The sequence below is a fragment of the Kitasatospora sp. GAS1066B genome (assembly GCF_041262605.1).
Classification (GTDB): Bacteria; Actinomycetota; Actinomycetes; order Streptomycetales; family Streptomycetaceae; genus Kitasatospora.
The window spans coordinates 136,509-150,312 of sequence record NZ_JBGCCO010000010.1 but is presented as its reverse complement, the minus strand read 5'-3'; the positions used below and the strand labels follow the sequence as shown (position 1 = coordinate 150,312).

Here is a 13,804-nt window from a genome sequence, read left to right as displayed (position 1 = left end):
TGTGCCTGGGGTGTCCCCGGGTCCTTGTGCGTGCAAGCACACCGGCCGCCGCGCCACTCGCGTACCGGCGCCGTCGCTGCACAGAGCACCATGGATTCCGCGATCTTCCTCAACTCGCCGAGCGAGCCGGAAGTAGCCCAACACACCCGACCTCGTGGGTCGGCGTGAGCTGGGAACACCGCAGGTTAGTTTCACCCAGCCTTGGCACACAGAAAACGGAGAAACGGTGCCTACGATCCAGCAGCTGGTCCGAAAGGGCCGGCAGGACAAGGTCGAGAAGAACAAGACGCCCGCGCTGAAGGGCTCGCCCCAGCGCCGCGGCGTCTGCACGCGTGTGTACACGACCACCCCGAAGAAGCCGAACTCGGCGCTTCGTAAGGTCGCCCGTGTGCGCCTCACCAGCGGGATCGAGGTCACCGCTTACATCCCCGGCGAGGGCCACAACCTGCAGGAGCACTCCATCGTGCTCGTGCGCGGCGGTCGTGTGAAGGACCTTCCTGGTGTCCGCTACAAGATCATCCGCGGCTCGCTCGACACCCAGGGTGTCAAGAACCGCAAGCAGGCCCGCAGCCGCTACGGCGCCAAGAAGGAGAAGTAAGAATGCCTCGTAAGGGCCCCGCCCCGAAGCGCCCGGTCATCATCGACCCGGTTTACGGCTCCCCGCTGGTGACGTCGCTGGTCAACAAGATCCTGCTGCACGGCAAGCGCTCCACCGCCGAGCGGATCGTCTACGGCGCCCTCGAGGGCGTCCGCGAGAAGACCGGCTCCGACCCCGTCGTGACGCTGAAGCGCGCGCTGGAGAACGTCAAGCCGGCCCTCGAGGTCAAGTCCCGCCGCGTCGGTGGCGCCACCTACCAGGTGCCGGTCGAGGTCCGTCCGGGCCGTGCCAGCACCCTGGCGCTGCGCTGGATGGTCGGCTACTCCCGCGCCCGTCGCGAGAAGACCATGACCGAGCGCCTGATGAACGAGATCCTCGACGCCTCCAACGGCCTGGGCGCTTCCGTCAAGCGTCGCGAGGACACCCACAAGATGGCCGAGTCCAACAAGGCCTTCGCGCACTACCGCTGGTAGTCCGAACCCCGTCACTAGACAGAGAGAGAACGAGCCACAATGGCTGCAACCTCCCTTGACCTCGCCAAGGTCCGCAACATCGGGATCATGGCGCACATCGACGCGGGCAAGACCACCACCACCGAGCGGATCCTGTTCTACACCGGTGTCTCGTACAAGATCGGTGAGGTCCACGATGGCGCTGCCACCATGGACTGGATGGAGCAGGAGCAGGAGCGCGGCATCACGATCACGTCGGCCGCGACGACCTGTCACTGGACCCTCGACGACTCCGACCACACCATCAACATCATCGACACCCCGGGCCACGTCGACTTCACCGTCGAGGTGGAGCGTTCGCTGCGCGTGCTCGACGGTGGCGTGACGGTGTTCGACGGCGTCGCCGGTGTCGAGCCCCAGTCCGAGACCGTGTGGCGGCAGGCTGACCGCTACGGCGTCCCGCGCATCTGCTTCATCAACAAGCTGGACCGCACGGGTGCCGACTTCTACTTCTGCGTGCAGACCATCGTGGACCGCCTCGGCGCGACCCCGCTGGTCATGCAGCTGCCGATCGGCGCCGAGGGCGACTTCGCCGGTGTCGTCGACCTGGTGAAGATGAAGGCCCTGGTCTGGTCCGCGGACGCCCCCAAGGGCGAGATGTACGACACCGTCGAGATCCCGGCCGACCTGGCCGAGAAGGCTGCGGAGTACCGCGAGCAGATGATCGACACCGTGTCGAACACCAGCGACGAGGTGATGGAGCTCGCCCTCGAGGGCGAGGACATCCCCGAGGAGCTGCTGGTCGCCGCGATCCGCAAGGGCACGCTGAACTCGGACTTCACGCCGATCTTCTGTGGCTCCGCGTTCAAGAACAAGGGCGTCCAGCCCCTGCTCGACGCGGTCGTGAAGTACCTGCCGTCGCCGCTCGACATCACGGGCATCGAGGGCACGAAGCCGAACGACCCCGAGACGAAGATCATCCGCAAGGCCTCGGACGACGAGCCGCTCGCCGCGCTCGCGTTCAAGATCATGTCGGACCCGCACCTCGGCAAGCTCACCTTCGTCCGGGTCTACTCGGGCCGCCTGGAGTCCGGCACCTCGGTGCTGAACTCCGTCAAGGGCAAGAAGGAGCGCATCGGCAAGATCTACCGCATGCACGCGAACAAGCGTGAGGAGATCGAGTCGGTGGGCGCCGGCGACATCATCGCCGTGATGGGTCTCAAGCAGACCACCACCGGTGAGACGCTGAGCGACGAGAAGAACCCGGTCATCCTGGAGTCCATGGACTTCCCGGCCCCGGTTATCCGCGTCGCCATCGAGCCCAAGTCCAAGGGCGACCAGGAGAAGCTGGGTGTCGCCATCCAGCGTCTCGCGGAGGAGGACCCCTCCTTCCAGGTCAACACGGACGAGGAGACCGGCCAGACCATCATCGCGGGTATGGGCGAGCTGCACCTCGAGGTGCTGGTCGACCGTATGCGCCGTGAGTTCAAGGTCGAGGCCAACGTCGGCAAGCCGCAGGTGGCCTACCGCGAGACGATCCGCAAGGCCGTCGAGCGGATCGACTACACGCACAAGAAGCAGACCGGTGGCTCCGGCCAGTTCGCCAAGATCCAGATCGCGATCGAGCCTCTGGAGTCCGGCGAGGGCTACGAGTTCGTCAACAAGGTCACCGGTGGCCGCGTGCCGCGGGAGTACATCCCGTCGGTTGACGCCGGTTGCCAGGAGGCCATGGAGTTCGGTGTGCTCGCCGGCTACCCGCTTCAGGGTGTCCGCGTGACCCTGCTCGACGGTGCCGCGCACGACGTCGACTCCTCCGAGCTCGCGTTCAAGATCGCCGGCTCGATGGCCTTCAAGGAAGGCGCCCGCAAGGCCGGTCCGGCCCTGCTGGAGCCGATGATGGCCGTGGAGGTGACCACGCCCGAGGACTACATGGGTGAGGTCATCGGCGACATCAACTCTCGTCGTGGCCAGATCCGGTCCATGGACGAGCGTCACGGTGCCCGCGTGGTCAACGCGCTGGTGCCGCTCTCCGAGATGTTCGGCTACGTCGGTGACCTGCGCAGCAAGACCTCTGGTCGCGCGAGCTACTCGATGCAGTTCGACTCGTACGCCGAGGTTCCGCGGAACGTGGCGGACGACATCATCGCCAAGTCCAAGGGCGAGTGACGTCCCGCAATCGGGACGAATCACAACCCTTAGGCTTAATGGAGGCAAACCCGGCGGGGTCGACCCGACCCCGCCGGCGCCTCCAGCCCCTATCCGCGGGACGGCATGGAGTGCAACCAGCACTCCGTACCACAACCCGATCAAAGACCAACTGACGTCGTACGGCGTACAGAACTGTCCTCAGGAGGACTGAAGTGGCGAAGGCGAAGTTCGAGCGGACGAAGCCCCACGTCAACATCGGCACCATTGGTCACATTGACCACGGTAAGACGACCCTTACCGCGGCCATCACCAAGGTGCTGCACGACGCGTACCCGGACATCAACCCCTTCACGCCGTTCGACCAGATCGACAAGGCGCCGGAGGAGCGGCAGCGCGGTATCACCATCTCGATCGCGCACGTCGAGTACCAGACCGAGGCGCGTCACTACGCCCACGTCGACTGCCCCGGTCACGCGGACTACATCAAGAACATGATCACCGGTGCGGCCCAGATGGACGGCGCGATCCTCGTCGTCGCCGCCACCGACGGTCCGATGCCGCAGACCAAGGAGCACGTGCTCCTGGCCCGCCAGGTCGGCGTCCCCTACATCGTCGTCGCCCTGAACAAGGCCGACATGGTGGACGACGAGGAGATCCTGGAGCTCGTCGAGCTCGAGGTCCGTGAGCTCCTCTCCGAGTACGAGTTCCCGGGCGACGACCTGCCGGTCGTCCGCGTCTCCGCGCTGAAGGCGCTGGAGGGCGACAAGGAGTGGGGCGAGAAGCTCCTCGGCCTCATGCACGCGGTCGACGAGGCCATCCCGACCCCGGCTCGCCTCACCGACCAGCCGTTCCTGATGCCGATCGAGGACGTCTTCACGATCACCGGTCGTGGCACCGTCGTCACCGGTCGTATCGAGCGTGGCATCCTCAAGGTCAACGAGACTGTCGACATCATCGGCATCAAGGAGACCAAGACCACCACCACGGTCACCGGCATCGAGATGTTCCGCAAGCTGCTCGACGAGGGCCAGGCCGGTGAGAACGTCGGTCTGCTCCTCCGTGGCATCAAGCGCGAGGACGTCGAGCGCGGCCAGGTCATCATCAAGCCGGGCACCGTCACCCCGCACACCGAGTTCGAGGCGCAGTCCTACATCCTGTCGAAGGACGAGGGTGGTCGTCACACCCCCTTCTTCAACAACTACCGCCCGCAGTTCTACTTCCGTACCACGGACGTGACCGGCGTCGTGACCCTCCCCGAGGGCACCGAGATGGTCATGCCGGGCGACAACACCGCCATGACGGTCGTGCTGATCCAGCCGATCGCCATGGAGGAGGGCCTCAAGTTCGCCATCCGTGAGGGTGGTCGTACCGTCGGCGCCGGCCAGGTCACCAAGATCAACAAGTGATCTGATGCGTTAGGGCCTGCTCATACCACGGGCAGCCTGCCAGAGGGGCCCCTCGACACCGTGAGGTGTTGAGGGGCCCCTCTTTCGTACACGCTTTCTCCATATGGTTTGGTTATTGAAGCTGCGTTGTGAGGATCGGGGGATCACGGGGTGCAGCAGATCGTGTCCTGTGTAGGGGGGATGCGTGAACAAGGACTCGATTGAAGGGGCACCACGGTGTCTGCCATGCCTTCCACGCTCGATAGAGCCATGCCCGGTGAGCCGCCGCGTCGCGGCCGGCGAAGATCGCCCGGCGCGGGCCCGCGAAGACGCCGCAGCCTGCCGGTCCTGGGCGGCTGCCTCGTCGCCTCCTGGGTGGTACCGGCGCTACTGACCGCCGTCCGGCTGGACATCGTGCTCCTGCCGCTGCTGCTGCTCGCGGTGGCCTCGGTGATCAAGGTCGGCGGTGTCCTGCTGGACCGGCTGATGGCGGCCGGCCTGATCACGGCCGGTTGGGTGCTCGTGTTCGGGCTGCTCTTCTCGCTCTGGCCCTGGGGCCTGGCCCCGGTGGCCACCAGCGGGGTGCTGTTCAGCACGGTCAGCGTGCTCGGTTGGGCCGGTCGCCGCCGCCCGCGGCTGCCGTGGCGGGTGCGCGGCTCGGACCTGCTGGTGGTCGGGACCGCGGCCGCCGCGGGCTACCTCCTCTACCACCCCCTGGCCGGCCGGTCGGCCGCCGATCGGATCGGCTACTTCGCGTCCGCCGAGGACCGGCTGGGACACTTCTCCTATTTCACCGCGATCCAGCAGGTCGGTGGCTTCAACTTCCTGCACCAGCACGCCGCTCAGGGATATCTCATGCCCCCGGCCGAGGTCGTCTACCCGCAGGGGTCGCACTTCCTGCTGGCCTGGCTGGACACGCTGGTCCACTCCTCGGCTGCCCCGGGTGCCGAACTCGCGGTCATGAACCGGTACTTCCTCTACGTCCTGGCAAGTTACGCGCTGCTCTGCGCCGCGCTGGTGTGGGGAGCCCGCTGGATCGGTGGGCCGCGGCTGCGCGGCTGGCGCTGCACCGCGGTCTGCGCGGTCATCTCGGCTCTGGTGCTGGCCGGCAGTGATGTCGCCCTGCTGGTGCACGGCTTCGACTCGCAGATCATCGGGCTGCTCTTCCTGGCGCTCACGGTGGCGCTGCTGGTCCGCCCCGCGATGGGCAGCGCCGAGTTCCTGCTGGTCTCGGTGGCCGGCATGGTCGCGGTCACCTACTCGTACAACATCTACGCCGCGATCGCCGGGATCGTGCTGGTCGGCACCACGGTGGCGCACCGCAAGAAGTTCGCCAAGCGGCGCTGGCTGCTGTACACCGGGCAGGCCGCCGGGCTGGGCATCGCCGCGCTGCCGAGCCTGGTCTCGGTGTTCGCCAAGCTGGACGTGGCGAGCACCTCCAACATGAACGGCCCGTCGGTCGGTGTCGACCGCACGTTGCTGATCGGCTCGGCGCTGCTGGCGCTGGTGGCGGCGGTGCCGCGCAAGAGCCGGCGTACCGCGGTCGGGCAGGCGTACCTGACCATGGTGCTCGGTACGGTCGCGGTCGTGGGCGCCTTCGCGTGGTGGCAGCTGCACACCATCGGCTACTACGCGTACTACTTCGAGAAGATGGCCCATGGCGGCATCGTCGTCGGCCTGCTGGCCCTGGGGAGCGTCGGCACACTGCTGCGGATTCCCGGCCAGCGGCGTCGCACGGTCTTCGCCCTGCTGACCAACGCTCTGGTCGCGGTGCTCACCGTGGCGGCCGCGTTCACGTTCTTCGCCGGTGTGCAGTGGGGGCTGCTCAGCACGAAGAACAGTCCGAGTGCGTGGTCCGCGACGGCGCTGGTCAAGTGGAGCCACGGCGATTACGCGACCGACATGGGCCCACGGGGCGTCGCGGCCCTGCAGCCGCCGCCCGGTACGACCGGACCGGTGATCGTGCTCTACTCGAACGACTCCTACAAGAACCTGAAGGCCACCTGGATCGCCGAACTGCTGAACCGGCGCGGCGGTGACCTGGCGGCGCTGTACGAGACCCACTGGGTGAACATCGGCGGCCCGGCGGGGCAGGAGTCGGAATACCAGAACTCCATGGCGCACCTGAAGGACGCCATCGCCAAGGTCGGCGCGGCACCCACCATCCTGGTGGCCGACAAGGGCACCGGCGACCGCATCCGGCACGACCTCGCGGCCGCCGGGGTGCGGGCCACCATCGTATACGAACCGCAGAGCCTGTGGACCGAGCCCTGGGACCGGACCTTCCCCGGCGACAGCTGACGGCTGGCCGTGCCGCCGTCGGCGGCACGGTGGAACGCCGATCGCCCCGCCGCTGAGCGGCGGGGCGATCCGGGCAACCGGGGCCGGCGTGGTGGCCGGACGGCTCAGACGGTGTGCAGGCTCTCGTAGTAGCTCTGGCAGGCGGCGTAGTCCGGCAGGAGGCCGGTGGCGATTGCTTCCGCCAGCGAGGGTGCGGCCTCGTCGCGGGCCGAGAGCTGCGGCACCTCGGCCGGCCACTCGATGCCCAGCTCCGGGTCGAGCGGGTGGACGGCGTGCTCGCCGGTGGGGTTGTACGCCTCCGAGCAGAGGTAGGACAGCGTGGCGTCGTCGGTCAGCGCGCAGAAGCCGTGGCCGAGACCCTCGGAGAGGTAGACCGCGCGGCGCTCCACATCGTCCAGCCGGACGCCCTCCCAGCGACCGAACGTCGGCGAGCCGACCCGCAGGTCCACGATGACGTCGAGTACCGCACCGCGGACGCACGTCACGTACTTGGCCTGGCCGGGCGGCACATCGGCGAAGTGGATGCCGCGCACCACCCCGCGCGAGGAGACCGAGAGGTTGGCCTGCGCGAGCTTCAGCGGGTGGCCGACGACCTCGGCGAGCCGGTCGAAGCGGTACCACTCGGTGAACAGGCCGCGCGGGTCGCCGTGCAGTTGCGGCGTGATCTCGAAGCTGCCCTCGATGCTCAACTCGCGGATCTTCACCGTGCGGTCTCCTCGTCCAGCAGGCGGAGCAGGTACTGGCCGTAGCCGCTCTTCAGCAGCGGCTCGGCGAGCCCGCGCAACTGCTCGTCACTGATCAGCCCGGCCCGCCAGGAGGTCTCCTCGATGCAGCCGATCTTCAGGCCCTGGCGTTCCTCGATCACCCGGACGAACTCCGAGGCCTGCACCATCGAGACGAAGGTGCCGGTGTCCAGCCAGGCAGTACCGCGGTCCAGGATCGTGACCTGGAGTTCGCCGTCGCGCAGGTAGGCGTCGTTGACGGCCGTGATCTCCAGTTCGCCGCGGGCGCTGGGCTTCAGGCCGCGGGCGATCTCGATGACCCGGTTGTCGTAGAAGTACAGACCCGGCACCGCGTAGCGGGACTTGGGGACGGCCGGCTTCTCCTCGATCGAGATGGCCTGGCCGTTCTCGTCGAACTCCACCACGCCGTACGCGGTCGGGTCCGCGACCGGGTACGCGAAGACCCGGCCGCCCTTGGCGTCGGTGTGCTCCGCGAGCCGGGTGCCGAGCCCGCTGCCGTGGAAGATGTTGTCACCGAGGATCAGGGCAACGGGCTCGTCGCCGATGAAGTCGGCGCCCAGCACGAAGGCCTGGGCGATGCCCTCGGGGCGTTCCTGCACGGCGTATTCCAGACGCAGGCCGAACTGCGAGCCGTCGCCGAGCAGTCGCTCGAACTGGTCCCGGTCGGCGGGCGTTGTAATGATCAGGATCTCGCTGATCCCCGCCATCACCAGGGTGGAGAGCGGGTAATAGATCATCGGCTTGTCGAAGACGGGCAGTAGTTGCTTCGACACTGCCCGAGTCAGCGGCCAGAGTCGTGATCCGGTCCCGCCGGCCAAGAGGATTCCACGCATGGGTGCACCATATGCGAGAACGCGAGGGCACCGAGGTCCGGGTGGGGGCACCTGGGGAGGGCCGCTAGACTCATCGTATTATGCGCATCTTCGTGACCGGCGGTGCCGGTTTCATCGGTTCTGAGTTCGTCCGCCAGCAGTTGGGTGCGGACGCCACTGCCCAGATCACGGTCTTCGACAAGCTGACCTACTCCGGGGTCGAGGCCAACCTCGCGCCGGTCGCGGACCTCCCGGGTTACGCCTTCGTCAAGGGCGACATCTGTGATGCCGACGCCGTCGACCGGGCGATGGCCGGCCACGACGTGGTCGTGCACTTCGCCGCCGAGTCGCATGTCGACCGTTCGATCGCCGGTGCGGGCCCCTTCGTGATGACCAACGTGGTCGGCACCCAGGTGCTGCTGGACGCCGCTCGCAAGCACGGCGTCGGCCGCTTCGTGCACGTCTCCACCGACGAGGTGTACGGCTCGATCAGCGAAGGCTCCTGGACCGAGGAGTGGCCGCTGGAGCCCAACTCCCCGTACTCCGCGTCCAAGGCGTCCTCCGACCTGCTGGCGCTCGCGTACCACCGCACCCACCGGATGGACGTGGTGGTGACCCGCTGCTCCAACAACTACGGGCACTACCAGTTCCCGGAGAAGGTCATCCCGCTGTTCACCACCAACCTGATCGACGGCATGAAGGTGCCGCTGTACGGCGACGGCGGCAACATCCGCGACTGGCTGCACGTCTCGGACCACTGCCGCGGCATCGACCTGGTGATGCGTGGCGGCCGCGCCGGCGAGGTCTACAACATCGGCGGCGGCACCGAGGTCACCAACAAGGAGCTGACCGGCCTGCTGCTGGACGCGGCCGGCGCCGGCTGGGACATGGTGGAGCAGGTGGCCGACCGCAAGGGCCACGACCTGCGCTACTCGATCGACATCAGCAAGATCGGCAACGAGCTCGGCTACGCCCCGCAGGTGCGCTTCGAGGACGGCCTGGCGGCCACCATCGCCTGGTACCGCGACAACCGCGCGTGGTGGGAGCCGCTCAAGACGAAGGCAGCCCTGCAGAAGTGACCGCGAACTCCTCGGGCACCACCAGCTGGCTGGTCACGGGTGCTGCTGGGATGCTCGGCCAGGACGTACTGGCCGAGCTCGCCGGCAACCCCACCGTCAAGGTCACCGCCCTCGGCCGGGCCGATCTCGACATCACCGACCCGGCGGCCGTGCTGGCCGCGGTCGCGGGCCACGACGTGGTCGTCAACTGCGCGGCGTGGACGAACGTCGACGCCGCGGAGAGCGCCGAGGAGGCTGCCACAGCAGTCAACGGCAGCGGCGTCCGGAACCTCGCGGAGGCCTGCGCCACGGTCGGCGCACGGCTGCTGCACGTCTCGACCGACTACGTGCTGCCCGGGGATGCCACCGAGCCGTACGCCGAGACCGCGCCGACCGGCCCGGTCAACGCCTACGGCCGCTCCAAGCTGGTCGGCGAGCAGGCCGTGACCCAGCTGCTCCCGGAGCACGGCTACATCGTGCGGACCGCCTGGTTGTACGGCGAGCACGGCCCCAACTTCGTGGCCACCATGCTGAAGGCCGCCACCCAGCGGGAGACCCTGGACGTGGTGGACGACCAGCACGGCCAGCCGACCTGGTCCCGGGCGCTCGCCGCGCAGCTGGTCGCGCTGGGCCACGCCGCCCTGGCCGGCCGCGCGCCGGCCGGCGTCTACCACGGCACCTCCACCGGCCGTACCACCTGGTTCGGACTGGCTCGCGAGGCGTACCGGCTGACCGGACTTGACCCCGAGCGGATCCGGCAGACCGACTCGGCGGCGTTCGTCCGCCCGGCGGTCCGGCCGGCGTTCAGCGTGCTGGCGCACGAGCGCTGGGCTCAGGCGGGCCTGGAGCCCATGCCCACCTGGGACCGGAGCCTGGCCGAGGCGCTGACGCGTCCCGGCTTCCAGGCCCTCGGCCAGGCGGCCCTCCAGGCCCCGACCCACGCGCCGAGCCAGGGATGAGCAACCCGCTGGCGAAGCTGCTCAAGGTGATCCCGCCCGGGACCCACCTGGTCATCGGCGGCACGATGATCCTCGGGGCGGCCTCGTACGTCCAGACCTCGATCACCGGCCACGCCTTCACCGGTGACCCCAAGCAGGCTCTGGCCGAGCTCTGGACGCTGGTCATGACCGTCAGCCTGGGGCTCTTCTTCCCCATCGAGCAGGAACTCACCCGCGTGGTCGCCGCGCGCGCCGTCCGCGGCGAGGGCGTCGCCCCGGTGCTGCGCCGGGCCGCGCTGCTCACGCTGGGTCTGCTCGTGGTGATCGGCGCGATGCTGGCGGCGGCGGCCGGTCCGCTGGCGGACACCTTCTTCGGCCATGACCGCTCGCTGGTCTGGGTCCTCGGCGCCGCACTGGCCGGGATGGCGCTGGTCTACCTGACCCGCGGCATCCTGGCCGGGCTCGGCCTGTTCAACGCCTACGGCGTCTCGCTGGGCCTGGACGGCCTGCTGCGGATCCTGCTCGCCGGGGGGCTCTACCTGGCCGGCAGCACCTCGGCGGTGGAGTACGGCCTGGTGCTGGCGATAGCCCCGCTGGTGGCGATGGTGTGCACCCTGCCGACCACGCTGCGCGGCTGCCGTCCCGGCCCGACGATGCCGTGGGGTGAACTCTTCCAGAACATGACGATGATGATCTGCGCCTCCGTGCTGGCCCAGCTCGTCGTCAACGCGGCCGTGATCACCACCGCGCTGGTCACCGTCGACAAGGACCTGAGCTTCGCGCTGCTGACCGCCGGAATGCTCTGCCGGGTCCCGCTCTTCGTCTTCGGCTCGCTGCAGCCGACACTGATGACCGGCCTGTCCAGCACCGCGACAGCGGGCGACCGCGCGGGATTCCGCAAGATGCTGCTGCAGACCTGCGCGGTCATCGGCGGCCTGGGCCTGCTCGGCACCCTCGGCGCCGTCGTCGCCGGTCCGTGGGTGACCTCGGTGCTCATGGGGGCCAAGGACCTGCTCGGGGCGATGGACTTCTTCTGGTTCTCGATCGGAACCATGTGCTACATGCTGGCGATGGTGCTCGGCCAGGCGCTGCTGGCGCTCGGGCGGCACAGCCGGCAGATGACCGCCTGGCTGCTGGGCACCGCGGTGCTCGCGGGGGTGACCCTTGTTCCCGGTCCGGTGGCCACCAGGGTTGAGGTAGCGTATGCGTTCGGTTCACTGGTGACCGCTATCTTCATGCTTCTGACGCTTGTCCGAGGCATTTCCCGGCAGCCGTCCGACCCACTGACTCATGGCAGCGCCGCGGCCTCAACGCTGGAAAACGCATGACGCCGCCCCTTTCCCACCTCGGAGAAGCAGTGAACGATTACCACGACACCTGGCTGGTGATACCGGCCTACAACGAGGGCCAGGTGATCGCCGACGTGGTAGAGGCGGCGCGCAAGACGTTCCCCAATATCGTCGTCGTCGACGACGGCAGCTCGGACGACACCGCGAAGCACGTCGCGCAGACCGGGGCGCACCTTGTTCGCCACCCGGTCAACCTGGGCCAGGGCGCTGCCCTCCAGACCGGGCTGAAGTACGCCTTGGAGCAGCCGACTGCTCAGTACTTCGCCACGTTCGACGCGGACGGTCAGCACCAGACGGCGGACGTCGAGAAGATGGTCGAGCTGCTGCGCACCAGCGAGGTGGACGTGGTGCTCGGCTCCCGGTTCATCGAGCAGAACGGCCAGGTGCCGTGGATCAAGCGGGTCGTGCTGCGCACGGCCGCGGCGGTCAGCCCGACCGCTCGCAAGCTGAAGCTGACCGATGCCCACAACGGCCTGCGCGTGCTCAACCGTGAGGCGGCCGGGCGGCTGCAGATAACGATGAACGGCATGGCTCACGCCTCCGAGATCGTCGGCTTCCTGGCCGGCTCCGAGCTGAAGGTCGCCGAAGTCCCGGTCGACATCCTGTACACCGAGTACTCCCGCGCCAAGGGTCAGTCCCTGATCAACGGCGTCAACATCCTCTTCGACATCTCGCTTCGGGAGCGTGGCCGCCGATGAAGTACTTCTGGATCCAGCTGGTCCTCATCGTGGGCTCGCTGTCGCTGGCCCTGATGTTCATACGGCGCTGGGACCGGGCGAACACCCGTGCCTGGAAGCGCATAGCCTTCTCGTTCTTCGTCCTGGTCAACATCTACGCGGTACTGCGACCGACCGATGTCACCTGGTTCGCCAAGCAACTCGGCGTCGGTCGCGGCACCGACCTGGTGCTCTACGTCATGGTGCTGGGGATGGGCTTCCTGACGCTCAACACGTTCCTGCGCTTCCGCTCGCTGGAGAAGAAGCTGACCGACCTGGCCCGGACGGTGGCGATCAGCGAGGGCGTCCGCAGCAATGACGAGCGCCTCGCGCCCGAGGTGCTGGAATCCTCCGAGTCTGTGAAGGCCTGATCCGGTGGCTGGCTTCGACTTCATGCTCCCGTACTACGGGGACGTGCGGCTGATGCAGGACGCGGTGCGAAGCGTCCTGGCCCAGACGGATCCCGACTTCCGGCTGGTCGTCGTCGACGACGGTCGGGAGCCCGAGGTACCGGGTTGGTTCGAGCAACTGGGCGACGAGCGGGTCCACTACCTGCGCAACGAGCAGAACCTCGGCATCACCAAGAACTTCCAGAAGTGCGTCCAGCTCTCGCAGGCGGATCACGTGGTCATCATGGGCTGCGACGATCTGCTGCACCCGCACTACCTGCAGACCGTCAGGGCGATCCTCGAGGAGCACCCCGAGGCGGGCATGGTCCAGCCGGGTGTCGAGGTGATCGACGGGAACGGAGTCGTCACCTCCGGACTGGCGGACCAGACCAAGCGTCGGCTGTACGCGCCCAAGGTCAACGGGCGCCGGGTGATGGCCGGAGAGGAACTGGCGGCCAGTGTGCTTCGGGGCAACTGGCTGTACTTCCCGTCCATCTGCTGGCGTGGTGAGGCGCTGCGCGCGGTCAACTTCCGGGACGACTACTCGGTCATCCAGGACCTCGCCCTGGTGGTCGACCTGCTGGAACTGGGCGAGCAGATGGTGATCGACGAGAGCACCACGGTGTTCCAGTACCGGCGCCACGCTGTCAGCGAGTCGTCCGTGCAGGCCTTTTCCGGCACGCGCTTCACCGAGGCGGAGCGGTACTTCTCCGCGGTCGCCGACCGGTTGGACGCCCGTGGCTGGCCCAAGGCGGCCCGTGCGGCGCGTTTCCACAGCGCGTCCCGGCTGCACGCGCTGACCATGCTGCCCGGGGCGCTTCGTGCCGGCCGGGCCGACGGGGCCAAGCTGATGGCCCGGCACGCACTCACCGCGGGACGGCGCCAGGACGCCTGACCGATTGTTGCCCTGAAGGC

The 13,804-nt window shown here is 68.1% G+C and carries 13 protein-coding genes; 11 read left to right on the top strand and 2 right to left on the bottom strand.

Annotated features, from left to right (window positions below; all coding sequences use genetic code 11):
* Positions 1-226: 226 nt before the first annotated feature.
* The 5 genes from rpsL (at position 227) to ABH937_RS13755 (ending at position 6,884) form a co-directional block, all read left to right on the top strand.
* Positions 227-598, top strand: coding sequence for a 30S ribosomal protein S12 (gene rpsL, locus ABH937_RS13775; RefSeq protein ID WP_014144289.1), 372 nt, complete (start codon positions 227-229; stop codon positions 596-598).
* Positions 599-600: 2 nt separating this feature from the next.
* The gene (gene rpsG, locus ABH937_RS13770) at positions 601-1,071 is read left to right on the top strand and encodes a 30S ribosomal protein S7 (protein ID WP_035848142.1); all 471 of its coding nucleotides are present in this window, start codon (positions 601-603) and stop codon (positions 1,069-1,071) included.
* Positions 1,072-1,110: 39 nt separating this feature from the next.
* Entirely contained in the window at positions 1,111-3,216 is a 2,106-nt protein-coding gene (gene fusA, locus ABH937_RS13765; RefSeq protein WP_280692168.1) for an elongation factor G, read from the top strand.
* Between the two features lie 194 nt (positions 3,217-3,410).
* The gene (gene tuf, locus ABH937_RS13760; RefSeq protein WP_280692170.1) at positions 3,411-4,604 is read left to right on the top strand and encodes an elongation factor Tu; all 1,194 of its coding nucleotides are present in this window, start codon (positions 3,411-3,413) and stop codon (positions 4,602-4,604) included.
* 249 nt (positions 4,605-4,853) lie between these two features.
* A complete protein-coding gene (locus ABH937_RS13755) occupies positions 4,854-6,884 on the top strand; it encodes a hypothetical protein (RefSeq protein ID WP_370218312.1) in 2,031 nt (676 codons plus the stop codon).
* A 104-nt stretch (positions 6,885-6,988) separates the two neighbouring features.
* On the opposite strand, the gene ABH937_RS13750 is transcribed toward ABH937_RS13755, so the two are convergent.
* On the bottom strand, positions 6,989-7,582 hold the full coding sequence (locus ABH937_RS13750) for a dTDP-4-dehydrorhamnose 3,5-epimerase (protein ID WP_280692459.1): 594 nt from the start codon (positions 7,580-7,582) through the stop codon (positions 6,989-6,991).
* 2 nt (positions 7,583-7,584) lie between these two features.
* Positions 7,585-8,460 carry a glucose-1-phosphate thymidylyltransferase RfbA gene (gene rfbA / locus ABH937_RS13745; RefSeq protein ID WP_280692173.1) on the bottom strand — a complete coding sequence of 292 codons (876 nt, stop codon included), beginning with the start codon at positions 8,458-8,460 and terminating at the stop codon, positions 7,585-7,587.
* Positions 8,461-8,540: 80 nt separating this feature from the next.
* Between rfbA and rfbB the strand changes: the two genes are divergently transcribed.
* From rfbB to ABH937_RS13715, 6 genes are read left to right on the top strand one after another with little or no spacing between them, the layout of a single operon-like run.
* A complete protein-coding gene (gene rfbB / locus ABH937_RS13740) occupies positions 8,541-9,518 on the top strand; it encodes a dTDP-glucose 4,6-dehydratase (RefSeq protein WP_280692175.1) in 978 nt (325 codons plus the stop codon).
* Positions 9,519-9,568: 50 nt separating this feature from the next.
* Positions 9,569-10,456, top strand: a complete 888-nt coding sequence (gene rfbD / locus ABH937_RS13735; protein WP_370218339.1) for a dTDP-4-dehydrorhamnose reductase — start codon at positions 9,569-9,571, stop codon at positions 10,454-10,456.
* Positions 10,453-11,763, top strand: coding sequence for a lipopolysaccharide biosynthesis protein (locus tag ABH937_RS13730; protein ID WP_370218311.1), 1,311 nt, complete (start codon positions 10,453-10,455; stop codon positions 11,761-11,763). The genes rfbD and ABH937_RS13730 overlap by 4 nt, the downstream gene beginning before the upstream one ends.
* Positions 11,764-11,792: 29 nt before the next feature.
* On the top strand, positions 11,793-12,482 hold the full coding sequence (locus ABH937_RS13725; RefSeq protein ID WP_280692181.1) for a glycosyltransferase family 2 protein: 690 nt from the start codon (positions 11,793-11,795) through the stop codon (positions 12,480-12,482).
* Complete coding sequence (locus ABH937_RS13720) at positions 12,479-12,871, top strand: DUF2304 domain-containing protein (protein ID WP_280692183.1); 393 nt, start codon at positions 12,479-12,481, stop codon at positions 12,869-12,871. Before ABH937_RS13725 ends, ABH937_RS13720 begins: the two co-directional genes overlap by 4 nt.
* A gap of 4 nt (positions 12,872-12,875) precedes the next feature.
* On the top strand, positions 12,876-13,784 hold the full coding sequence (locus tag ABH937_RS13715) for a glycosyltransferase family 2 protein (protein WP_370218310.1): 909 nt from the start codon (positions 12,876-12,878) through the stop codon (positions 13,782-13,784).
* Positions 13,785-13,804: the final 20 nt, after the last annotated feature.